The organism is Kitasatospora sp. NPDC054795 (assembly GCF_053611565.1).
The window spans coordinates 1-21114 of sequence record NZ_JBSHAP010000153.1; the positions used below are offsets into that span (position 1 = coordinate 1).

Below are 21114 nucleotides of genomic sequence, written 5' to 3' on the forward strand. Positions count from 1 at the left end.
GTGGGCGGGTGCGGCGGCTGCGGCGGGACGGGCGGGGCAACAGGCGGGGCGACGGGCGGTGCCGGAGCGGCGGGGACGAGCGGCGGGACGGCCGGCGCCGGAGGCACCTCCGGCGGCGCCGGCGGGACCGGGGGCAGCGGGGCGGCGGGGGAGCCGATCACCGGGAGGTCCGGCAGGGTCGGATCGTGGTCCTCGTCCTCCTCCGCGGCCGGTCGGCCGGCCGGCCGCGGAGCGATCACCGGCAGGTCCAGCGCGGTGGGGCTCTGCTCGGCCTCCTCGACGGCGGCGGCCGGCGGGTCGATCGGCAGTACGGCGACGGTGATGTTGTCGTGGCCGCCGGCCGCGACCGCGAACTTCACCAGGGTCTGTGCGGTGGCGAGCGGCTCGGTGCGGGCGTCCGGGCGCACGTAGTACGCCAGGTCGGTGGCCGCCTCGGCGTAGTTCCACAGCCCGTCGGTGCAGATCAGCACCACCCCGGGGACGTGCGGGGTGAAGTCGAGGGTGTGCGGCACGACCTCCTCGGCGTCGGCGCCGAGCCAGCCGGTGATCGCGTGCGCGCGGGGGTCGGAGTAGGCCTCGGCCTCGCTCATCAGCCCGGCCTCGACCATCCGGGCCGCCCAGGAGTCGTCCTGGGTGAGCCGGAAGGGCTCGGCGGCGGCGCGGTCGTCCGGGATCCAGTACGCCCGGGTGTCGCCGACCCACCCGATGGTGACCCGTCCGCCCGCGGCTATGGCGCTGACGTAGGTGCAGGCGGGCGCGTTGAGGTCGGGGCGGGTGGGGCCAGCGCCGTCGGTGGCGAGGTCGGCGACGGCCTTGGCGGCGTCGGCGATGGCCTGGTGCATCGCCCGGTTCGGGTCCCGGCCGGCCTCCAGGGCGGTCAGCAGCGACTCGGAGGCGGCGTCCACGGCCGTCTCCGAGGCCTCGTCCGGGCGGTCGGAGGAGGAGACGCCGTCGCACACCACGGCGACCACGACCGGCTCGCCGCCGGGCAGTGAGGTCGCGGCGACGGTGAAGGAGTCCTCGTTGCGGTGGTGGCGCACACCACGGTCGCTGACCCCGGCGACGCCCCCGAGCGACTTCTCCATGTGGTCGCGCGGGCGCGGCTGGGCGCCGCCGCAGCCCTCGCAGTAGCCGTCCGGGGCGACCTGCGGCTGCCCGCAGTGCACGCAGACCGGCCCGCGCGGCGACGGTACGGCCTCGCCGCGCGCGGCGGCCCAGCTCGCCGGCATCGAGCCGGGGGCCGCCCGGCCGTTCCGGCCGGTCCCGCAGGAGCCGCAGAAGGCGTCCTCCTGGTCCATCGGCTCCGAACAGCTCGGGCACTCGGTCTGCTGCGGCATCTGCTACACCCACGTCCTGGGACGGGCACGGTTGGCCCGTTCCACCATCTCGATCCTGATCTCGGCCCGGTCGGCCAACCGGGCGAGTACCCGGTAGGACTGTTCCAGGGCGAAGCGCAGTTCCCGCTCCTGTGCGGGACGTCCCAGTACCACCAGGTCGGTGGCGCGCCGGCCGGCGGCCGCCTCGGCGCCGACCCAGCCGAGGGCCGCGTCGAGCACCTCGACCGCGAGCTCCTCGCGGCGGCGGGAGTCCAGCCGCAGCGCGGTCAGCTGCGTGGAGCTCGCGCCGAGGTCGACGGCCAGGTCGTCGGTGGCCGGGCGCTCGCGCAGCCGGGCCCGGACGGCGGCGATCCGGGCGGCCGTGTACTGGTTGGAGGTGGCCGGGACGGTCTCCAGGACGCGGACCGCGCCGGTCCGGTCCTCCTCGGCCAGCCGGACCCGGGCCAGCCCGAAGGCGGCGCTCAGGTAGGCGTGGTCGGTGGCCCACACCAGTCGGTAGAACTCGGCCGCGTCGCCGCCGTCGGCGAGCAGTTCGGCGCAGATGGCGAGGGCCAGCTTGGGGGCGGCCTCGCCGGGGAAGGCGTCGTAGACCGCGTCGAAGGCCTCCGCGGCGGCCCGCAGGTCGGCGGGGCCGCCCTCGACCAGCGCGGTCAGGCCGCGGTACCAGACCACCCGCCAGTCGTCCGGCTGGTCCTGTTCCAGTTCGGCGAGGCGGCGCACGGCGTCCGGGTGGCGGCCGAGTTCGAGCAGGGTGCGCAGTTCGCGCAGCCGGCTCTCGACCGAGACGGTGGGCGCGGCGGCCAGCGCGGCGAGCGTCTCCTCGGGGTCGGGGGTGACCAGGACGGCCAGGAAGCCGGCGTTGGGGTCGCCGGGGTCGACCCGGGGGACGGGCAGCGCGAGGGCGGCGGCGGCCGGGTCCAGGGGGGCCACCCGGAGCTGTCCGGCCTGTTCGGTGGGCAGCACCAGCTCGGTGTCGACGACGCGCAGTTCGGGGCCGAACAGGGTGGACGGCGCGGGCCGGGGCCGGTCGTCCTGGAGGGCCATGATCTCCCGCAGCACGCCGGTGAGCTGGTCGGCCATCTCCTCGGCGGAGGCGAAGCGGCGGGCCGGGTCCGGGTCGGTGGCGCGGACCAGGAAGCGGTAGTAGGACTCGTACCGGGCGAAGGCCTCGACCTGCTCGGGGCCGGGCAGCGAGTCGCGGTAGGTGCCGCTGTAGCCCTGGAAGTCGAAGGTGAGCACCGCGAGGGTGCGGGCCACGGTGTACAGGTCGGAGGCGACGGAGGGGCCGTCGGTGGCGATCTCCGGGGCCTGGTAGCCGATGGTGCCGTAGATCGGGCCGTCGTCGTCGAGCCGGCGGACCGCGCCCATGTCTATGATCTTGAGCGTGTCGCCGCTCTGGATCACGTTGTCGATCTTGAAGTCGCAGTACACCAGGCCCCGGCCGTGCAGGTACCCCAGGGCCGGCAGCGCCTCCAGCGCGTAGGCGATCGCCTGCTCGACCGGCAGCGGCTCGCGCCGGCCGTCCGCGGTGCGGCGCTCGTTGGCGATGTCCTTGAGCGACTTCCCGCCGACGTACTCCATCACGATGTAGCCGTCGGTGGCGCCGGTGCGCAGGTCCGGGTGCTCGGCGAAGTTGATGATCCGGACGATGTTCGGGTGGTCCACCTCGGCCAGGAAGCGCCGTTCGGCGACGGCCACCGCGAGCGCGTCCTCGTCGCCGGTGTCCAGCAGGCCCTTGAGCACCACCCACTTGTCGTTGACCCGCCGGTCCACCGCCAGGTAGATCCAGCCGAGCCCGCCGTGCGCCAGGCAGCCCACCACCTCGTACTGCCCGCCGACCAGGTCGCCGCGGCGCAGCTTGGGCGTGAACGAGTACGGCGTGCCGCACTTGGTGCAGAAGCCGTCCGGGCGTCCCGGGCTGCCGTTCTTCTCCCGGCCCACCGGGGCCTCGCACTTGGAGCAGAACCGCTTGCGCTCGGGCACCTCGGGGTTGGCCAGCACGGCCCGGGACGGGTCGGCCGCCTCGACGGTCGGCACGGTGACCAGGCCGGCGCCCAGCCGGCTGCGGGTGCCCGCGGTGCCGCCGCCCCGGGTGGAGCGGACCGAGAGCGAGCGGCCGCTGCCGGTGCGGGTGGAGCGGTGCGAGCGGGAGCGGCCGGACATCGTACGGGCCGAGCCGGTGCGGGCCGACATCGAACGGGCATGGCCGGAGCCGGTGGGGCCGGAGCCGGGGGAGACCCGGGCGGAGGGGACGTACGGCTGGGTGACGCCGGTGTCGCCGCCGGGCGGGGTCAGGCCGCACTCGTCGCAGTAGCCGTCCGGGTCGATGGTGCCGGAGCAGTCGCGCGGGCAGGGCGAGCCGGGGCCGGCGGACGCCGGGGCCCCGGTTCCCGGTGCTCCCGTCGTCGGTGCTCCCGTCCCCGCGGTCCCCGTCGTCGCCCCCCCGGGCGTGGCGGTGGTCCTGGCCGCCGGGGCCAGTCCGCACTCGTCGCAGTAGCCGTCGGCGTCGATCCTGCCGCTGCCGGAGCACTCCGGCCGTTCGCACGTCCCGCCCATCAACCTCAGCCCCCCTGAACCTCTCCGTCGGCCGGCGGCCGGCCGGCCGCCTCCTGAGCCTGCCCGGTTCCGGCCTCGGTGTGGGCCGGCCGCAGCGACTGCTGGAACCGGGCCACCGCGGCGGCCGCCGCCCGCAGGTCGCAGGGCGCGCTCCACAGCAGCCAGCGCGCCTTCTCGTACCGCTCGATCACTTCCGGGTCCTCGGAGACCCGCAGCCGGGCCGCCATCGCCTTGTAGGCGTCCAGCCGGCCGCGCAGCTCGGCCCGGACGGCCAGCGGCTGGGTCACCTCGGTGAGCGACTGCCGGGCCCGGGTCAGCTCCTTGGCGGCGGCGTCCTCCAGCGTGTCCAGCAGCGGCGCCAGCCGGCCCCACTGCCCGGCCTGGCGCAGGTCCAGCGCCGCGACGATCCGCTCGCGCAGCGCCGAGGCCGGTCCGGGCACCGCCGGGACGTCGCTGGACGCTATCTTCGCCAGCACCTCGCCGCGCGCCCGGCGGGCCTCGGCCAGGGTGGCGTCGGCCCGCTGGAGCAGGTCGCCGACGCCCTGGAGGCGGTCCTCGGCCTCGTCGCGCAGCCGCAGCAGGTCCTCCAGCTCCAGCCGGACGCCGTCCAGCGCCCGCCCGGCCCGGTCGAACCGCTCGGTGTCCACCACCCCGGCCGGGCCGGCGAAGGCCGAGCCCTCCGGGACCGTGCCGCGCTGGGCGGGCACCCGGGCCGGGCGCCACAGTGCCAGCGGGTCCCCGCGCACCTCGGTGCGCAGCTCGGTGAGGTCCTTCTCGAGGCCGGCCAGGTCGTCGCCCAGCGGGTGGGCGCCCGTGCGCACGCCGAGCGAGGCGGCCAGGGTGCGCACCCGCTGGAGCTCGGCCAGCAGCAGGTCGATCCGGGCCGGCAGCGCCGACCAGACCGCGTCGGCGGCGCTGACCACCTCCAGCACGGTGGCGTACCAGGAGTTCATCCGGGTCATCAGCGCGTCCAGGCTGATCCGTTCGACCAGCTTGGCGGGCGCGCCGAGCACCTGCGGGCCGTCCGGCACCACCCCGCCCGGGACGGTCACCGCGTCGCCGGTCAGCAGTTCGCTCAGCTCGGCGAGTTCGGGCGTGCCGGGCTTGGCCTTGCGGGCCCGGACGGCCCGGGCCGAGGCCAGTGCCTCGGAGTAGCGGTCGAACAGCGCCCAGAGCAGCGGCAGTCCCTTGCCGGCGACCGACCAGCGCTCCAGGGTGCGCCCGGACAGCTCGGCGCCGTCCAGCAGCCGCAGGCCCGGGTGGTCCTGGAGGGCGAGCAGCGCCGATTCGACCGCGTCCCGCTCCGCGCCGAGGCGGGCGAGCGCGCGGTCGACCTCCTCCCGGCTCAGTACCGGGCCAGCCGATGCCGCCACCGCGGTGTCCTTCCTTCCTCGCGTGCGATCCCGACGTACCTGACGTGCTCGACGTACCGGACGTGCGGTCCCACGACAACCCCCGTGTCCACCACCGGTCTCCCCGTGGTGATCGTCCCGAACCCTAGCCGGTGGCCGTTCGGGCGGAGCGGGCGCGGGGCGTCAACGTGCCGTCAACGCCCCGCTGACGGATCGTGCGCCACCTCCCCCGCGCCGTCCCGCGCGCCGTCCCGCGCCGTCCCGCACGCCCGCCCCGGACCTGCCCCGACGCCGGATCAGTGCGGTGCGGGCCAGTAGTGCTCGGCCTCGTTGAGCATGTACGGCTTGAGCCAGTGTTCGTACGAACGGGTCCAGTCGCCGCGCGCGTAGTAGTCGGCCAGGACCTGGTTGACCCGGGCGGTCAGGTCGGTGCTGTCCTTCAGCATGGCGACGCCGATCACCTCCGGCTGGGCCTCGCCGTCCACGATCCGCACGGTCTGGTCCTGCGCGGCCTGGCCGGCCGCCAGGCCGTTGTCGGTCATGGTGGCGTCGACCTTGCCGAGCTGCATCAGGACCAGGCAGTCCAGCTGGTTCTCCACCGTGACGACCTGCCGGGCGGTCTTCCTCTCCTTGACCACGGTCAGGGCGGTGGAGCCGTCGGCGGCGCAGACCGCCTTGTCCTTGATCGCGTCGTCGATGTTCTTCGCCGGCGACGACTTCGGCACCAGGACGCGCTGGCTGATGTTGAAGTACGGCTTGGAGAAGGCGACGTCCTCCATCCGCTTGCAGTTGATCGTCATGGTGCGGACGATGAGGTCGACCCGGCCCTTCTTGATGGCGTCGATCCGGTCGGCCGTGGCCACCGGCTTGAGCACCACCTTGTCCGGGTCGCCCATGACGGCCGCGCCGATCGCCCGGGCGAGGTCGATGTCGAAGCCCTCGATCTGGCCGGTGTTCGGGTTGCGGGCGCCCCAGCGGTAGCTGTTCTGGTCCACGCCGATCACCAGGCTGCGCCGGGCCTTGACGGCCTTCACGGCCGGGCCGTCGTCGGTGCTCGGCGGCACGCTCTTGTAGACGTCGCAGCCGTCGGCCTGGTCCTGCTGGTCCTGGTGCACGGCCAGCGGCGCGGCGGTCGCGGCCGCCGGCGCGGCGCCGACCGGGCCGCCCCCGGTGAGCACGGCCGTGCAGGCCGCCAGCAGCGCGAGCGCGGCGGCGGTCCTGGTCCTTCTCCTCGATCCGCTGGATCCTCTGGTGCGCATCGCGTCTCCCCCTCTGCCCGTCACCGGTACTCGGCCAGTCGCCGGCCCAGGCCCCGCAGCGCGGCGGTCGCGGCCACCAGGCCGAGCAGCGCGGCGGCGACGGCGGCGGCGCGCAGGTCTCCGCCGGTGCCCCCGGCGGCCTTGTCGAAGCGGTCCTGCTCGATGTCGGCGGCCCGGGCGAGCGCCTTGTCGGTGGCGTTGAAGGCGGCGTCGGCGGTGGCCGCGTCGCCCTTGGCCGTCACGGTGGCCTCCAGGGCGCCCTGGTAGTCGGCGTTGTCGACCTCCTGGGTCCGGGCGGCGTCGTGCCGCCGGCGCCACTCGTCGAACTGCTTCGAGGCGTCCACGACGCTCGGCACGGCGGCCGACGGCGCCAGCCGGACGGCCTGCGGCAGGGAGCCGTTGGACCGGTCCGGCGGGAGGTCCTTGGCCCCGGCCAGGTGTTCGGTGGCCTTCGTCCACTGGTCGGCGTACTTGGCGGTCGAGCCGCGGGCGACGAAGTGCAGGTTCTCCGCCAGCCGGGCGGTCAGTACGTCCACCCGGGCGGTGTTGAGCGCCCGCAGCGGGGCCGCGCCCTCGCGGTTGCTCCGCTGGAGCGCCGAGCTGGTGGTCAGCCCGGTGACGGTGAGCCACAGGGCGCCGGACAGGACGGCGGCGGTGGCGCCCAGCAGCCCGATGTTGAACACCCGGTTGGTGCGGCGGAACAGCGTCAGCTGCACCCAGGCCAGCGCGGCCAGGGCGACCAGCGCCAGGCCGTACGCCGCCCACGGCACCGCTCTGGCCTCGGCGTAGTCGTCGGACAGCTCCCGGTTCTCGACGGCGGCCAGTTCGGCGGCGGTCGGCAGCAGGACGGTCTGCATCTGCTCGGAGGCGTACCGCAGGTAGGCGCCGCCGAGCGGTATGCCCTGTCGGTTGTCGGCCCGCGCGGTCTCCACCAGGCCGGCGTACACCGGGAGTTGCTGGTTCAGCCGGGCGAGCGAGCCCTGCGCCGGCGAGGTCGCGGTGGTCCGGGCGGCGGCCTGGGCGATCAGCTTGGCGGCGGTGGCGATGTCCTGCTCGTAGCGGTTGCGGACCTCGTCGGGCTCGGCGCCGGCCAGCAGGAAGCCGCTGGCCGCGGTGGTGGCGGCGTCGGCCAGGTTGCGGTGGATCTCGGCGGCGTCCCGGCTGAGCGGCTGGCTGTACGAGACCACCCGGTCGGCGGCCTGGGCCCTGGTCTCCAGTTGCCAGGCGGTGAGCCCGCCGAAGGCCACGGTGAGCACCGCGAGCACCACGCCGGCCAGCCGCAGCCGGCCGGGGGGTGTGCGGGTGGCCTGCGCGAGCCGGGCGCGCGCGCCGGTGGCGACGGCCGCCGGAGGGCGCTTCGCGGGCGCCCCGCCGGGTCTGGGTGCCGGGGGCGCCCCGCCGGACTTCGCGAGCGGGGCCGATCCGGGGACGGCCGGTGCCCCCGGTGCGGCCGTCGCCACCACGGCGCCCGGCGCCCCCGGCAGCTGGTTCGGCCGTGCCGGGAACGCGGCGCCGGACGCGCCGCTGCCTACTGGTGTTGCCACCCGCCTCATCCTCCCCTGGGGCCGGGCCCGTCCCCGGGGCCCGACCGATGGCAGCAGTATGGCCGTGACTCCCCCCGGCCACACCTGACTTGCGCCGATCTTGAGCATGTCGTGCACGTTCGCGGGACGGCCGGTACCACTGGTGCGGCCGGTACCGTTCGTGCGCCCGTGCCGTCGGTCCGGCCCGTACGGCCCGGGCCGCTCCCACCGGTCGTCCCGAGAGGTGGCGAACCGTCCGACGCGGGCCGCACCCTACGCGGTTCCCACGGTCGGGCGGAGCGCGGGGGTCCGGTTGAGGGCGCGCAATCCCGGGTGCGGCGACCCCTCGCTCCGTACGATGGAGGTATGCGCCTGCTTGGAACGATCTCGCCCGACCGCCCGCTGCTCGTCGTCGCCGTGCGTGAGGAGGCCGCCCACCTGGACGACCGCCTGCCCGTGCTGCTCACCGGGATCGGGAAGGTCAACGCCGCCGTCGCACTGGCCACCGTCCTCGCGCAGGGCGAGAAGCCGTCCGAGGTGATCAACCTCGGCACGGCCGGTGCGCTGCGCCCCGGCTGGGAGGGCACCCACCACGTGGTCCAGGTGATCCAGCACGACCTCGACACCGCCGCCCTGCACGCGCTCACCGGGCGTGAGTACGGCGCCCCGCTGGTGATCGGCAAGGGAGACGGCCCGGTGCTGGCCACCGGGGACCTCTTCGTCTCCGACGTGGCCGCCCGCGACCGGCTCGCCGAGCACGCCGACCTGGTGGACATGGAGGGCTACGCCGTCGCCACCGTCGCCCACCGGGCCGGGCTGCCGGTGCGGCTGGTCAAGCACGTCAGCGACGAGGCCGGGGACGGTGCGGAGCACAGCTGGAAGGAGGCGGTGGACGACTGCGCCCGGAAGCTGGCCGACTGGGTGGTCGCCCAGGGCTGGTGACGCCTGTTCAAGGGGGCGCCTGTTCAAGGGGGCGCCTGTTCAAGGGGGGCGCAGGGCTGTGGAACGGGGTGGGAGGGCGACGGCCCTCCCACCCCGTTCCGTGCGCCCGGGCGTCACTGCTCCCGGAAGTCCGTGAGGTCCAGGGCCGCCAGCCGCTCCGGGTCGGTGAGCACGTCGATCGCGACGATCGCGCCGTCCACCACGGTGAAGGCCATGACCGACAGCGCCCGGCCGTTGTCGCCGACGACCACCGCGCCGGCGGCGCCGTTGACGAGCGCCGGGCGGGCGAACGGCGACAGCGTGCCCCACAGGACGGCCTGGCCGGCCACCGTGCCGGCGCCCGAGAGCACCACCGTGTGCCGGGCCATCGCCGTGCCGCCGTCCGAGCGCAGCACCACGTCCGGGTCGAGCACGGCGACGAGCGCGTCCAGGTCGCCGTTGCGGGCGGCGGCGAAGAAGGCGTCCACGGCCCGCCGCTGCCGGCCGAGGTCCGGGTCGGGCGCGGGCGCCTGCCCCTGCACCTTGCGCCGGGCCCGGCTGGCCAGCTGGCGGGTGGCGGCGGCGGTCCTCTCGATCAGCGGGGCGATCTCCTCGAACGGCACCGCGAAGAGGTCGTGCAGCACGAAGGCGACCCGCTCGGCCGGTGACAGCGACTCCATCACCACCATCAGCGCCAGCCCGACCGAGTCCGCGAGCATCACCTCCTGCTCCGGGTCCACGACGCCCTCGCGCCGCAGCAGCGGGTCCGGGATGCGCGGCGGGCCCGGCTCGCCGCCCGGCCCGGCGGGTTCCAGCGGCTCCTCGCGGCGCTGGGCGCGGGTGCGCAGCAGGTTCAGGCAGACCCGCGAGACCACCGTGGTGAGCCAGCCGCCGAGGTTGGCCACGTCGGCGGTGTCGGTGCGGTCGTAGCGGAGCCAGGCCTCCTGGAGGGCGTCCTCGGCCTCGCTGATCGAGCCGAGCATCCGGTACGCGACGGCGCGCAGGCGCGGGCGCTGCTCCTCGAAGAGCGCGGCCCGGGCAGAGCTTTGGTCCACCTTCTCGTCCACGTGTCACATTCCTTCGTCGCCGGGGGTCAGGGCAGCAGGAGCCACCCAACAACGGCCGCGGCGGGGAGATCAACTCCCGGCCCGGGACGAAACGGAGACGATCATGACGAAGCACACCGTGCTGGTCACCGGCGGGACCGGAACCCTGGGCCGGCAGGTGGTCCCGCTGCTGCGCGCGGCCGGGCCGCCGGTGCGCGTGCTCAGCCGGCAGGACCGTCCGGACGCCGACGGCGTGGCGTACGTGCGCGGCGACCTGCTCGGCGACCCGGCGACGGCGGCCCGGCAGCTGGACGCGGCGCTGGCCGGGGTGGACACCGTGCTGCACCTGGCCGGCGGCCCCAAGGGCGACGACGTCGCCACCCGGCTGCTGGTCGCCGCCGCGCGGCGGGCCGGGGTGCGGCACCTGGTGTACATCTCGGTGATCGGCGCGGACCGGCTGCCGCTCGGCTACTTCCGGGCCAAGCACGCCGCCGAGCGGGCGGTGGCCGACTCGGGCCTGCCGTACACGATCCTGCGGGCCGCGCAGTTCCACGACCTGGCGTTCACGGTGGCGGAGAAGATGGCCCGGCTGCCGCTCGTCCCGGCCCCCGGCGGGGTGCGCTGGCAGCCGGTGGACGTGCGGGAGGTCGCCGCCCGGCTGGTGGAGCCGGCGCTGGCCGGGCCGGCCGGGCCGGTGCCCGACCTGGCCGGCCCCACGGTGTACGAGATGGGCGAGCTGACCCGCGGCTACCTCGCGGCGCGCGGCCGCAGCCGCCGGCACCTGCCGCTGTGGGTGCCGGGCAGGGTCGGGCGGGCGTACCGGGCGGGGGAGAACCTGGCCCCGGCGGGGGCCGAGCACGGGCGGCGGACCTGGGAGGAGTACCTGGCGGAGCGGCTGGCGGGCTGAGGAGTGTCCGTGGCGGTCCGTGGGGTCGAGCCGCTGTTCAGGCCTTGGCCGCCCGGAGCACCTGCTCCGTCGTCACGACCTTGGCGAAGCGCATCGCGTGCAGGGTGGTGGCCGTGGCGCGGGCGAGGTCGGCGGCGGGGACGGTGCTGCCGTCGGGGCCGGTCATGTCGAAGGAGTGCATGGCGTCGACGGGGAAGACCGCGTCGTAGCCGAGGTTGCCGGCCATCCGGGCGGTGGTCTCGTTGCACACGTTGGTGATGATCCCGGTGACCACCACCTGCCGGGCGCCGCGCTCCTGGAGCCAGGCGTGCAGGTCGGGAGTGCCGTAGAAGGCGCTGTTGACCGTCTTGGTGATGTGCAGGGCGGGGGTGACGTCGGCGACGAAGTCCTTCAGCCCGTGCCCCGGGGTGCCCTCGGCCAGCGGGCCGGCCGGGGAGGTGTGCTGCACGGTGACGATCGGGCGGCCGGTGGCCTGCCAGGCGGCGATCAGCTCGGCCATCCGCTGCTCGGCCCGCGGGTTGTCGCGGGGGCCCCAGAAGGCGGTGTCCTCGAAGCCCTTCTGGACGTCGATGAGCAGCAGGACGGCGTCCTGGTCGAGGGTGAGGGGGGCGTCGAAGGCGTCGGTGTTCGTCATGCCGTCCATGGTGGTCGGGATCGCCGGGCGGGCGTGATGGGCAGCGGGGCCACCCATCGATAGGTTTCTGCCATGCGAACGGTGGGTTGTCTGATCTTCGACGGTGTCCGGGCCTTCGACTACGCGGTGATCGGCGAGGTGTGGGCGAACCGGACCTCCCGGCCCGGCCTGCCCGCCTTCGACCTGCGGGTCTGCGGGCCGGAGGGCGCCCGGGTGCGGCTGGGCGGCGGGCTGGAGCGGGTCCCCGACCACGGGCCGGCGGCGCTGGCCGCCTGCGACCTGGTGGTGGTGCCGGGCGTCGAGGACCCGGCCGCCCGGCGCGGCCCCGAGATTCTGGACGCCCTGCGGGCGGTGGCCGCCGCCGGCGTCCCGGTCGCCTCGCTCTGCGCGGGCGCCTTCGTCCTCGCCGAGGCCGGCCTGCTGGACGGCCGGGAGGCCACCACCCACTGGGCGCTCGCCCCCGAACTCGCCCGCCGCTTCCCGGCGGTGACGGTCCGGCCCGAGGTGCTTTTCACCGGCGGCGACGGCCTGTGGACCTCGGCGGGCGTCGCGGCGGGCATCGACCTCTGCCTCCACCTGGTCCGCACCGCCCACGGCCAGCAGGCCGCCGCCGCCATCGCCCGCGCCATGGTCACCGCGCCCTTCCGGGCGGGCGGCCAGGCCCAGTTCATCCCCTCCCCGGTCCCGGCCGCCGCTGCCGGTGACGATCCGCTGGCCCGGCTGCGGGCCGAGGTCGGGGCCTCCCTCGACGCTCCCTGGACGGTGCGCCGGATGGCCGCCGCCGCCCTGATGTCCGACCGCACCTTCGCCCGCCGCTTCACCGCCACCACCGGTACCACCCCGATGCGCTGGCTCCTCGACCAGCGCGTCCTGACCGCCCAGCGGCTCCTGGAGGAGACCGACCTGCCCGTCGACACCGTCGCCACCCGCTGCGGCTTCGCCTCGGCGGTCTCCCTGCGGCCGGTCTTCACGGACCGGGTGGGCGTCGCCCCGCGGGAGTACCGCCGGGCCTTCCGCGGCCGCGAGGAGGGGTAGCGGCAGCGAGCGCCGTGCGCGGGCCGGCGGGGTGGCGGCCCGCGGCGCCGCCACCCCTGGAATTCGCCGCCCTCAGGCCGTGGCGGCTTCGCGCAGGCGCTTCTTGTCCGGCTTGCCGACAGGTGTCAGCGGGATCTCGTCGACGAGGTGGAGCGCCTCGGGGGCGAAGATCCGGCCCTTGCGCCCGGTGACGAAGGCGCGGAGTTCGTCGAGCCGCGGCCGCTGCCCCGGGGCGGGGACGACGGCGACGTGGACGTGCTCCGTCTCCTGGTCGTCGCGGACGCCGAAGACCGCGCAGCGGGCGACGGTCGGGTGGGTGAGGAGGACGTCCTCCACCTCGGACGGGTAGACGTGCCCGCCGACCACGATGATCAGGTCCTTGACCCGGTCGGAGAGGTAGAGGTAGCCGTCCTCGTCGAAGTAGCCGACGTCGCCGGTGTTCAGCCAGCCGTCCCGCAGCACGGCGGCGGTGAGGTCGGGCCGCTTCCAGTACCCGGCCATGATGCCGTCGGAGCGCAGGTGGACCTCGCCCTGTTCGCCGGTCGGCAGGTCGGCGCCGTCGAGGGAGCGGATCGCCACCTCGACGCCCGGGGCGGGCCGGCCGACCGGGACCTGGATGCTGTCGGGGCCGATCCGGTCGTGCTCCTGCGGGGTGAGGTAGGAGATCACCTGCGCCTCCGACATCCCGTAGACGCCGACCAGGACGGGCCCGAACACCTTGAGCGCCTCGCGGATCCGGGTCGGCGAGGCGGCGCTGCCGCCGTAGATGATCTGCCGCAGGCTGGACAGGTCGGTGCGGCCGATCGCCGGGTGGTCGAGCAGTTGGTGGAGCAGCGCCGGCAGCACCCAGAGGTCGGTGATGCGTTCGCGTTCGACGGCGGCCAGGACCGCGCCGGGGTCGAAGGAGCGCTGGAGGACCACCGTGCCGCCGCGCTGGAGGGTGAGGTCGGACATGATCCCGGCGAGGTGGGCGAGCGGGGTGGCGGCGAGGAGGCGGGGCGCGCCGTCGACCGGGTCGCTGCCGACCGGGGCGTCGAAGACGCGGCGGTAGGGCCCGTGCAGGCTGAGGATGCCCTTCGGGATGCCGGTGGTGCCGCCGGTGTGGCGGATGCCGAGGTCGTCCTCCGGGCCGATCCGGACGTCCGGCGGTTCGGCGGGGCGGTGGGCGGAGGCGGCGATGACGTCCTCGCCGAGGGCGCCGGGGGCGCGGTCGGCCGGCCCCGGGCCCAGGGTGAGGACGGTGGGCCCGTCGAGCAGCGGGAGCAAGCGGGCGGCCGAGGCGTACCGTTCGGCGTCCACGAGCAGGAGGGTCGTGTCGACGCTCGCCGTGATCTCGGCCAGGACCGGCTCGCTCATGCCGTCGTACAGGTTCACCACCCGGGCGCCCGCGAGGCCGGCCGCGTACCGGGCGACGAGGGCCTCGGGGGTGTTGCCGGTCAGCAGGGTCACGGTGGTGCCGAGGGCGGCGCCCCGGGTGATCAGCTCGTGGGCGAGGCGGTAGGCGGCGGTGGCGAGGTCGCCGGCGGTGATCCCGGCGCCGTCGGCGGTGACGACGGCCCGCCGGTCGGGGTCGGAGGCGAGGGACCGGAGGATCAGGGCGGGGCCGCTGACGAACTCCGCGTCGCCCATGGCTACTTCTTCCTTGCAGTTTGCAACCATGGCCACAGGCTAACCCCACCCGCACCGTCGTGCCGGGGATGTTCTGCCGGTAGTTGGCCTGAACGCATCGGCAACGGCGCATTCATGACGGTGTGTCATTTTCGTGCTCCGCTCGCGCCGCCCCGTCCGGGTGAATCGCGCGGGGGCCGGCGCCCCGCCCCGCTCAGAACGCCGCCGGGGGTCGCAGGGCGAGGTCGGTGGCGGCGGCCCAGTGCTCGGTGGCGGCGGTGACGATCACGCAGCCCTGCTGGGAGGGGAGCCGGGGGAGGAGGGCACTGCGGCAGCCGTGGCTGTGGTGGACCTCGACCGGGACGCGGACGCCGTGGAGCAGGACCTCGCCCGGGGTGGGCGGGCCGTCGAGCGGGGCGAGGTGGGTGCGCGGGTCGAGGCGGTCCGAATTCGCCAGGAAGGTGGAGAGTTGGGACTGCGGGGTGGTGAGGGAGCCCACCCGGTGGCCGGCCGGAACGGGTCGCGAGGTCTGGACGACGGCGACGAGTTCGCCGTCCAGGTGGTAGTTGAGGTCGAGGTGGCAGAGGTAGCCGTCGGAGGAGAGCCGCCCCAGCAGGAAGGACCACCCGGGCGGAGCGGCGCGGAGCGCGGCGACCTGCTCGCCCCACTCCTCGGCGGTCTCGCGGTGGGTCGGTATGCGGATGCTGCGCGGGCGGGTGTCGCGGAACAAGGGCTTCCCCCAACGAGTGGCCTGCGAATAGTCGTTGGGACGAGTATGCGGGTGCCGCGAGGCAGTTCGGGGGCGGACCGGTCGGTAGGCTCGGGTGCGGTCCAGAAGTGATCCGTTCCGGACGGGGAGTGATCCGTGGCGACGTACGTTCTGATCCATGGCGCGGCGGCCGATGCCTGGTACTGGGGGCCGCTGGCGGCCGAGTTGCGCGGGCGGGGTCACGAGGTGGTCGCGCCGGACCTGCCGTGCGACGACGACGCGGCCGGGCTCACCGAGTACGCGGACGCGGCGGTGGCGGCGGTGGCGGCGATCGGGGACCGGCCGGGCGAGCTCGTGGTCGTCGCGCACTCGTTCGGTGGCTTCACCGGCCCGCTGGTCTGCGCGCGGATGCCGGTGGACCTGCTGGTCATGCTGCACGCCCAGGTGCCGGCGCCCGGGGAGACGCCGGGCGCGTGGTGGGAGAACACCGGCTACTGGGCGGCCCGCCGCGAATCCGACCGCAGCAGGGGCGTGGCAGAGGGCGCGGAGGAGGACGAACGCGCCCTGTTCCTGCACGACACTCCGGCCGCGCTGGCCGAGGAACTCCTCGCGAAGCACGAGCGGCGGCAGTCCGCGACCCCGTTCGGGACGCCGTGGCCGCTGGATGCCTGGCCGCAGGTGCCGACCAGGTACCTGCTGGCCACCGGCGACCGGTTCTTCCCGCCCGCGTTCCTGCGGCGGCACGTCGAGGAGCGGCTCGGCTTCCGGCCGGACGAGATGCCGGGCGACCACCTCCCCATGCTCGGCCACCCGCAGGAGCTGGCCGAGCGGCTGGAGGCCTACCGGGCCGCGCTGTAGCCGCCGGGGGCACGGCGCTGCCGCGCGGGTCAGGGTGCTGACGGTGGCGGACTGCCCGAATGCGCGGCCCGCGCTGGAGCTGGTGACTACTGCGCTGGACGGACGGGAAGCCGAGGTGGAGTTGGTCGAGGTGGCCGACGAGGCCGAGGCTGCCCGGCTGGGCATGTACGGCTCGCCGACGGTCCTGGTCGACGGCACCGACCCGCTCGGCACCGCCTGGAGCGGTGCCGAGCCTGTCGTGCCGCCTCTACTGGAGAGCGGACGGCACGATGTCCGGCCTGCCGGACGAGGCCGCCCTGCGCCGGGCCCTGACCGCCGTGGCCGCTGCGCCGCCCGGTGGCGGGGTGTCGGACTGCTGCTCCCCGCGTCCGGTCGATCACGGGACGGACGGGCGGTAGGGCGGCCCGCCGGTCGGTGCCGGTGGGCCGCCCCCGGGGCTCAGGTTCCGGGCTTGCCGTGCATGATGCCGCCGTTGGCCTCGATGAAGCCGATGTAGTAGAGCACGGCCGCGATGGTGGTCACGGTGTGGCCCATGACGCTGACGCTCTGGCCGGACGGGTTGGCGCGCGCGTTGCGGATGAACTGGCTGATGGATCCCCACTGGTTCTCCACGTTGGCGGCGAGGATGTTGCCGCGCGCGGGGTCGAAGTAGTTCAGCGTCCGGTTCCGGTTGGGGTCCTGGATGTTGCCCCGGATGACGTCGAAGACCACGCCGAAGCGCGCCGCCTCGGAGAAGATCTGGGTCGCCATGAGCACCGCGCGCCCCGTGGCGTCGTTGTACGCCGTGGCGCGGCCGAGGGTGCGCATGGCGTTGTAGATGTTCCCGGGGTTGGGCGCGAGGCTTCCCCGGTCGTTGCCGCCCGGGATGTCGGCGTAGTTGCCGCTGGCGATCCGGCGGTTCGCGGGCACCGTCACGCCCAGCGCGGTCTGGAACTCGTTGATTCGGTCCTGGAACGCCCAGTGGGTGTTGGTCTGCGGGGCGTAGAAGCCCGCGACGTAGAGGTCGTTCGCCCAGAGGTAGACGGAGGCGAGGTGGACGTTGTTGGTGTCCAGGACGCGCACCTGGACCAGCCGGCCGCGTTCGGTGGTGGTCTCGGTGACGCTGTTGACGCCGGTCACGTCGCCGTAGGTGTACCGGTGGATGGCGTCGATCAGGTTCCAGTAGTTCTGGTGGTGGGTGTTCCCGCCGGCGGTGATGTTCGAGATGTTCCAGTCGATCACCTGGTAGTTGGTGGCGGACGCGGTGCCACTGAAGGCCGTCACCAGGCCCATGGAGATGGCCAGGGTCAGCACGGCGGAGCAGATTCGTTTCAGCACGGTCTTCTCGGTGTCTCCGGATTGAGGGGGAGTCGGTCCTGTCGCGGCGTGAGCCTAGGAGCCGTCGTGCCACCGGAGTCGGTCGTCAGCGCACCGCCGTGTGCCCGGGAGCGCACAGACCGTTCGCGGTCATCGATCGGTGGTCATCGATCGGTGCCGTCGAGCAGCTCGTGCTTGGCCGCTCGGAAGTCCGCCAGGGCCCGGGGGTCGTTGTCGAAGTAGTCGTTCCAGAAGTTCGGGCGCTGCCAGAGGGCGTGGGCCAGCCGCATGCGGCCGTTCTCCAGGACGAGGGTCCAGCTGGAGGGCAGGTGGGCGTCGACGGTCTCGAACATCGCCGGATCCCAGAACGAGCCGGGGTCGTTCCCGCTGTCGTCCAGGACGCGGATCATCCAGTAGTCGGGTCCGGTCATCATCTCCAGGACCGGGTAGACACCGCCCACGTGTATCGCGGGGTGAGCCGCGATCGTCTCGTCGCTCTGCGGATCGATGATCTGGGTGCACTTCACTCGCATGGAGGCAGTCTTCACCAGGGAGCGGACCGGGTGGCTGCGAGGTGGCGCGCGCCGGTCGCGGGCGAGGTGGGCCGCGGTGTGACCGGTCAGGACGAAGGCCTGAGCCGGGCGTCCGGAACACAGGAAGTCGGCGGGGCCGACTTCCTGTGCGGGGCTACGGGCCGAAGGCGGAGGGGCGTGGCTGCCCCCGCGGGGGAGCCGTTGCGGAACGGTCAGGCTTCGGTGGGCAGGAGCGCGGCGAGTTCGGCCAGGACCTGGGCGGCCGGTGCCGGGTCGACCAGCCACTTGAGGTGGCTGCCGGGCAGCGTGCGGACGTCGTAGGGGTTGTCCGGGGTGAGGGCGTCGCCCTCGCGGATCATCCGGTCCTGCATGGCGAGCGGGATGCCGGCGTCCTCGGTCAGCCGGACGAACGTCCTGGGGACGCGCCCCCAGGTGTCGGCCTGCGCCCGGTCGTCGGGGGTGCCGGTGTCGAGGTTCTCGTCGGGCTGGAAGGTGTTGAGGAAGGCCATGAACTGGTCGTCCGTGCCGTCGGCGAGGAAGGCCGCCTTGAAGCCCGCGAGGACGCCGGGGTCGGCGGTGCGGAAGTTGCAGCGCAGCAGCCCGAGTTCGGCGGGGTTGCCGATGATCGCCGCCGCCAGCCCCGCGGCGTCGGCCGTGGCCATCTCGGGCTCGGCGTAGTAGGCGCCGACGGGAAGGTCGACGGGGGCCCAGGAGGAGACGTACACGATGCGGTCGATCAGGTCGGGCCGCCGGTTGGCCGCGACAGTGGCCGTCAGGCCGCCGCGGCTGTGGGAGACCAGGACGACGGGCCCGTTGCGCTTGGCCCGCTCCAGGATCCCGATGAGGTGCGCGACGTTGTCGGTGAGGGTGACGCCCTTGATGGCGCCGGGCACGGTGGCGAGCCCTTCGAGGTCCTGCGGCGCCTGGTAGGCGGCCGGGTACGTCGCGGCGAATCCGTGCCCCGGGAGGTCGACGGCGACGGACCGGTGCCCGAGAAGGCCGAGTTCGGCTTGGAGCGGCGCGAAGGAGAAGGAGTTCGCGAAGGCTCCGTGGACCAGGACGAACGTCGGTTGCATCTGTCTGCTCACTTTCTGACCTCCGTGCGGCGGCATGCGCGTCGCACGGGGGCAGCCGTCGAACAGCTGCCCAACTGTTCGACGGCACACAGTACTCAGCGAATGATCATCGCACTACCCGGAAAGCCCCTTCGCCGCCTGGGTGCGGCAGTGGGTGAGGGCGTACTTGAGGCGGGTGTCGGGGTTGGGGGTGGTGGTGAGGAGTTCGCCGGCGGTGACGAGGGTGGTCCAGTAGGTGGCGGGATCGCCGGTGCGGGGGAGGGGTCGGGCGGCGGCGAGGGAGAGGTAGGCCGCGGTGAGGTTGCCGGTGGTGAACCAGCGGCTCAGGCCGTGCTGGTGACCGGGTCGGATGCCGCCCATGGCGTCGATGGCGGTGAGGAAGTGGTCGACGACGGCGAGTTCGGTGTCGGTGAGGGAGGCGGGGACGTCGAAGACGCCGAGGGCTTCGAGGAGTTCGCCGGTGTCGGTCTCGGAGCCCGTGCGGGGGTTGGCGAGGAGGGCGTCGTGGCAGTCGGCCAGGCGGCGGACGGTTTCGGCGAGGGGGATGGTCAGGGCGAGGCAGACGGCGCGGGCGGAGGGCAGCGGTTTGTGGGTGCGGCGGGCGAGGAGGGCGTAGGTGTCGGCGGGGGTGCGGCCGCGGGAGAGGGCGTGGCCGGCGAGGGTGGTGAGGTGCATGGGGGGTTCGGTCTTTCAGGCGGTGACGAGCGAGATGGTGGGGCCGGGGGCGGGCGCGACGAGGGCCCAGACGTACTTGCCGATGCCGCCGGGGCGGTTGGCGCTGCCCCAGCGTTCGGCGAGTGCGTCGACGAGGAGCAGGCCGCGCCCGTGTTCGTCGTCGGGGGTCGGGATGTGGAGGGTGGGGTGGTCGGTGCCGGCGTCGTGGACTTCCAGCCGCAGACGGGAGCCGGTGACGGTGAAGCGGATCTCGATATGGCAGTCGTCGGGGGCGTCGGAGTGCTGCACGGCATTGGCGAACAACTCGCCGATGAGCAGTTCGGCGGTGTCCGAGTACCGGTCGCCGGAGGGGAGGGCGGAGAGGTAGGCCCGGAGCAAGTAACGGGCCAGCGGCGTGGACTCGGTACGGGAGTCGAGACGCGCGACGAACATGCGGGGGCGACGGTGCGTTTTGAGCATGGGGGTACCTCGGAGGGGGCGGAGGGGGAGTGCGACAAGAGCGCACGCATTCACGCTGTGCATGCAGATGATTGCGTTCCGGTATCAATGATCGGCCCGCGGGAGTACGGTGACGCCCAGAACCACGTGTTGAGCACGTGACGCACAGCTGGGAGCAGTGATGGCACATCGGAAGATCAAGCGCGGACCGACGGCGAGCTCCGCGATCATGTTCGGCGAAGAGGTCCGCTACGCGCGCGAGTTGGCGTGCCTCACCCAGGAGGAGCTGGGCAAGCTGCTCCACCTCGACCGGACGGTGATCTCGCGGACGGAGAGCGGGCGGCGGAAGCCCTCGGTCGAGGAGGTCGAGGAGCTCGGGCAACTGCTGAACACCGGCGACCTGCTCATGCGGCTGTACGGGCGAGTTGACTGGAACGCCTCGATCGAGCATCCGGATTGGTTCCAGGACTACGCGGACCAGGAGTCCATCGCCATCGGGCTGCGTGCGTACCAGGACAGCGTGATGTACGGCCTGTTGCAGTGCAGAATGTATGCGCAGGCGCTGTTCGCCAGTGGCATTGCGGCTGGCAAGCCGGAGGAGATCGAGGAGCTGACCAGGGCCCGACTCAGTCGGCAGAGTCGCTTTCTCGAACCTGATGGGCCGTTGCTGCTCGTCATTCTCGACGAGAGCGCGATCCGAACGGTCGTGGGTGGACCGGATGTGATGAGAAGCCAGATGGAACACCTGCTACGAGTGGCGCAGCTTCCGAATATCGTCCTTCAGGTGGCGCCGTTCTCGGCCCGTCGAGTCGTCTTCAACGCGGCTATGGTGTTGCTGGAGCTGCCGGATGGGCGGCGCTCGGTGTACTCGGAGAGCCTCGATCGGGGGCACCTGAGCGACGATTCCGACGTCGTGGCCAAGCACCAGCGTCGCTATGATCAGCTCCGCGCCGAATGTCTGTCAGAGTTCGACTCGCTTCGGTTGATTGCCGAAGCGCTGGAGGGTTTCAAGGATGATGAGCAACGAGCTCGCCGCGACCGCTTGGCGGAAGAGCAGCTACAGCGGCGACAACGGCGGCAACTGCATCGAGGTGGCGCCCGGATTCCCCGGCCTCGTTCCGGTGCGTGACTCCAAGGACCCGCAGGGCCCGGCACTCGTCTTCCCCGACTCCTCGTGGGGCGCCTTCATCACGGCAGTCCGGGCCGGCGAGTTGCCGATCGAGGGCTGATCCACCCCTCCACACCCCTCGGGGCGGGGGGCACCCCCGGGGGCCCCCCCCCCCCGGGGGATTTTTGTGGGGGCGTGCAAAAACTCTGCCAGGGGCCCGGGGGGCCCGCGGCATACAACGCC

20 protein-coding genes are annotated in these 21114 nt (G+C 73.9%); 6 read left to right on the forward strand and 14 right to left on the reverse strand.

Annotation, left to right across the window (positions count from 1 at the left end):
* The 5 genes from ACWGJO_RS35965 to ACWGJO_RS35985 all read right to left on the reverse strand — a co-directional run.
* Window positions 1-1337 (reverse strand): protein phosphatase 2C domain-containing protein (locus ACWGJO_RS35965; protein ID WP_452189915.1); only part of this gene is annotated, 1337 nt, incomplete at its 3' end.
* A gap of 3 nt (window positions 1338-1340) precedes the next feature.
* Window positions 1341-3893 (reverse strand): tetratricopeptide repeat protein, encoded by a 2553-nt coding sequence (locus ACWGJO_RS35970; RefSeq protein ID WP_452189916.1) that lies wholly within the window; start codon window positions 3891-3893, stop codon window positions 1341-1343.
* Between the two features lie 5 nt (window positions 3894-3898).
* Window positions 3899-5266 carry a hypothetical protein gene (locus ACWGJO_RS35975; RefSeq protein ID WP_380357648.1) on the reverse strand — a complete coding sequence of 456 codons (1368 nt, stop codon included), beginning with the start codon at window positions 5264-5266 and terminating at the stop codon, window positions 3899-3901.
* Window positions 5267-5541: 275 nt separating this feature from the next.
* Window positions 5542-6504: a glutamate ABC transporter substrate-binding protein gene (locus ACWGJO_RS35980; RefSeq protein ID WP_452189917.1), complete on the reverse strand. Its 963-nt coding sequence runs from the start codon at window positions 6502-6504 to the stop codon at window positions 5542-5544.
* Between the two features lie 20 nt (window positions 6505-6524).
* Complete coding sequence (locus ACWGJO_RS35985; protein ID WP_452189918.1) at window positions 6525-8048, reverse strand: hypothetical protein; 1524 nt, start codon at window positions 8046-8048, stop codon at window positions 6525-6527.
* Between the two features lie 345 nt (window positions 8049-8393).
* Between ACWGJO_RS35985 and ACWGJO_RS35990 the strand changes: the two genes are divergently transcribed.
* Complete coding sequence (locus tag ACWGJO_RS35990) at window positions 8394-8969, forward strand: nucleosidase (RefSeq protein WP_380671208.1); 576 nt, start codon at window positions 8394-8396, stop codon at window positions 8967-8969.
* Between the two features lie 113 nt (window positions 8970-9082).
* On the opposite strand, the gene ACWGJO_RS35995 is transcribed toward ACWGJO_RS35990, so the two are convergent.
* Window positions 9083-10015, reverse strand: coding sequence for a sigma-70 family RNA polymerase sigma factor (locus ACWGJO_RS35995; RefSeq protein ID WP_452189919.1), 933 nt, complete (start codon window positions 10013-10015; stop codon window positions 9083-9085).
* Between the two features lie 103 nt (window positions 10016-10118).
* On the opposite strand from ACWGJO_RS35995, the gene ACWGJO_RS36000 reads away from it, so the two are divergent.
* Window positions 10119-10901 carry an SDR family oxidoreductase gene (locus ACWGJO_RS36000; protein ID WP_452189920.1) on the forward strand — a complete coding sequence of 261 codons (783 nt, stop codon included), beginning with the start codon at window positions 10119-10121 and terminating at the stop codon, window positions 10899-10901.
* Window positions 10902-10938: 37 nt separating this feature from the next.
* On the opposite strand, the gene ACWGJO_RS36005 is transcribed toward ACWGJO_RS36000, so the two are convergent.
* Window positions 10939-11535, reverse strand: a complete 597-nt coding sequence (locus ACWGJO_RS36005) for an isochorismatase family protein (RefSeq protein WP_452189921.1) — start codon at window positions 11533-11535, stop codon at window positions 10939-10941.
* A gap of 72 nt (window positions 11536-11607) precedes the next feature.
* On the opposite strand from ACWGJO_RS36005, the gene ACWGJO_RS36010 reads away from it, so the two are divergent.
* Entirely contained in the window at window positions 11608-12570 is a 963-nt protein-coding gene (locus tag ACWGJO_RS36010; RefSeq protein WP_452189922.1) for a GlxA family transcriptional regulator, read from the forward strand.
* 72 nt (window positions 12571-12642) lie between these two features.
* Here the strand turns inward: ACWGJO_RS36010 and ACWGJO_RS36015 are convergent, their stop codons facing one another.
* Together ACWGJO_RS36015 and ACWGJO_RS36020 are read right to left on the reverse strand one after the other, a co-directional pair.
* Entirely contained in the window at window positions 12643-14229 is a 1587-nt protein-coding gene (locus tag ACWGJO_RS36015) for an AMP-binding protein (protein ID WP_452189923.1), read from the reverse strand.
* Window positions 14230-14392: 163 nt separating this feature from the next.
* Window positions 14393-14908: a hypothetical protein gene (locus ACWGJO_RS36020; protein ID WP_452189924.1), complete on the reverse strand. Its 516-nt coding sequence runs from the start codon at window positions 14906-14908 to the stop codon at window positions 14393-14395.
* Between the two features lie 135 nt (window positions 14909-15043).
* On the opposite strand from ACWGJO_RS36020, the gene ACWGJO_RS36025 reads away from it, so the two are divergent.
* Window positions 15044-15745 (forward strand): alpha/beta fold hydrolase, encoded by a 702-nt coding sequence (locus ACWGJO_RS36025; RefSeq protein ID WP_452189925.1) that lies wholly within the window; start codon window positions 15044-15046, stop codon window positions 15743-15745.
* Between the two features lie 438 nt (window positions 15746-16183).
* Here ACWGJO_RS36025 and ACWGJO_RS36030 read toward each other — a convergent pair whose 3' ends face one another.
* From ACWGJO_RS36030 to ACWGJO_RS36050, 5 genes are all read right to left on the reverse strand, one after another.
* Complete coding sequence (locus ACWGJO_RS36030; RefSeq protein ID WP_452189926.1) at window positions 16184-17062, reverse strand: ribosome-inactivating family protein; 879 nt, start codon at window positions 17060-17062, stop codon at window positions 16184-16186.
* Between the two features lie 143 nt (window positions 17063-17205).
* Complete coding sequence (locus ACWGJO_RS36035; RefSeq protein ID WP_380545676.1) at window positions 17206-17574, reverse strand: hypothetical protein; 369 nt, start codon at window positions 17572-17574, stop codon at window positions 17206-17208.
* A gap of 212 nt (window positions 17575-17786) precedes the next feature.
* Window positions 17787-18650: an alpha/beta hydrolase gene (locus ACWGJO_RS36040; RefSeq protein ID WP_452189927.1), complete on the reverse strand. Its 864-nt coding sequence runs from the start codon at window positions 18648-18650 to the stop codon at window positions 17787-17789.
* Between the two features lie 114 nt (window positions 18651-18764).
* A complete protein-coding gene (locus tag ACWGJO_RS36045; RefSeq protein ID WP_452189928.1) occupies window positions 18765-19325 on the reverse strand; it encodes a hypothetical protein in 561 nt (186 codons plus the stop codon).
* A 15-nt stretch (window positions 19326-19340) separates the two neighbouring features.
* On the reverse strand, window positions 19341-19757 hold the full coding sequence (locus ACWGJO_RS36050) for an ATP-binding protein (RefSeq protein ID WP_452189929.1): 417 nt from the start codon (window positions 19755-19757) through the stop codon (window positions 19341-19343).
* A gap of 187 nt (window positions 19758-19944) precedes the next feature.
* Here ACWGJO_RS36050 and ACWGJO_RS36055 point away from each other — a divergent pair, with 187 nt between their 5' ends.
* Together ACWGJO_RS36055 and ACWGJO_RS36060 are read left to right on the forward strand one after the other, a co-directional pair.
* Window positions 19945-20892, forward strand: coding sequence for a helix-turn-helix domain-containing protein (locus ACWGJO_RS36055; protein WP_452189930.1), 948 nt, complete (start codon window positions 19945-19947; stop codon window positions 20890-20892).
* Complete coding sequence (locus ACWGJO_RS36060; RefSeq protein WP_452189931.1) at window positions 20855-20992, forward strand: DUF397 domain-containing protein; 138 nt, start codon at window positions 20855-20857, stop codon at window positions 20990-20992. The genes ACWGJO_RS36055 and ACWGJO_RS36060 overlap by 38 nt, the downstream gene beginning before the upstream one ends.
* Window positions 20993-21114: the final 122 nt, after the last annotated feature.

Coding starts and splice junctions, on each gene's coding strand:
- ACWGJO_RS35990 (WP_380671208.1), top strand. CDS start 8,394: ATGCGCCTGCTTGGAACGATCTCGCCCGACCGCCCGCTGCTCGTCGTC.
- ACWGJO_RS36005 (WP_452189921.1), bottom strand. CDS start 11,535: ATGACGAACACCGACGCCTTCGACGCCCCCCTCACCCTCGACCAGGAC.
- ACWGJO_RS35980 (WP_452189917.1), bottom strand. CDS start 6,504: ATGCGCACCAGAGGATCCAGCGGATCGAGGAGAAGGACCAGGACCGCC.
- ACWGJO_RS36040 (WP_452189927.1), bottom strand. CDS start 18,650: ATGCAACCGACGTTCGTCCTGGTCCACGGAGCCTTCGCGAACTCCTTC.
- ACWGJO_RS36000 (WP_452189920.1), top strand. CDS start 10,119: ATGACGAAGCACACCGTGCTGGTCACCGGCGGGACCGGAACCCTGGGC.
- ACWGJO_RS35970 (WP_452189916.1), bottom strand. CDS start 3,893: ATGGGCGGGACGTGCGAACGGCCGGAGTGCTCCGGCAGCGGCAGGATC.
- ACWGJO_RS36010 (WP_452189922.1), top strand. CDS start 11,608: ATGCGAACGGTGGGTTGTCTGATCTTCGACGGTGTCCGGGCCTTCGAC.
- ACWGJO_RS36055 (WP_452189930.1), top strand. CDS start 19,945: ATGGCACATCGGAAGATCAAGCGCGGACCGACGGCGAGCTCCGCGATC.
- ACWGJO_RS36050 (WP_452189929.1), bottom strand. CDS start 19,757: ATGTTCGTCGCGCGTCTCGACTCCCGTACCGAGTCCACGCCGCTGGCC.
- ACWGJO_RS36045 (WP_452189928.1), bottom strand. CDS start 19,325: ATGCACCTCACCACCCTCGCCGGCCACGCCCTCTCCCGCGGCCGCACC.
- ACWGJO_RS36035 (WP_380545676.1), bottom strand. CDS start 17,574: ATGCGAGTGAAGTGCACCCAGATCATCGATCCGCAGAGCGACGAGACG.
- ACWGJO_RS36015 (WP_452189923.1), bottom strand. CDS start 14,229: ATGGTTGCAAACTGCAAGGAAGAAGTAGCCATGGGCGACGCGGAGTTC.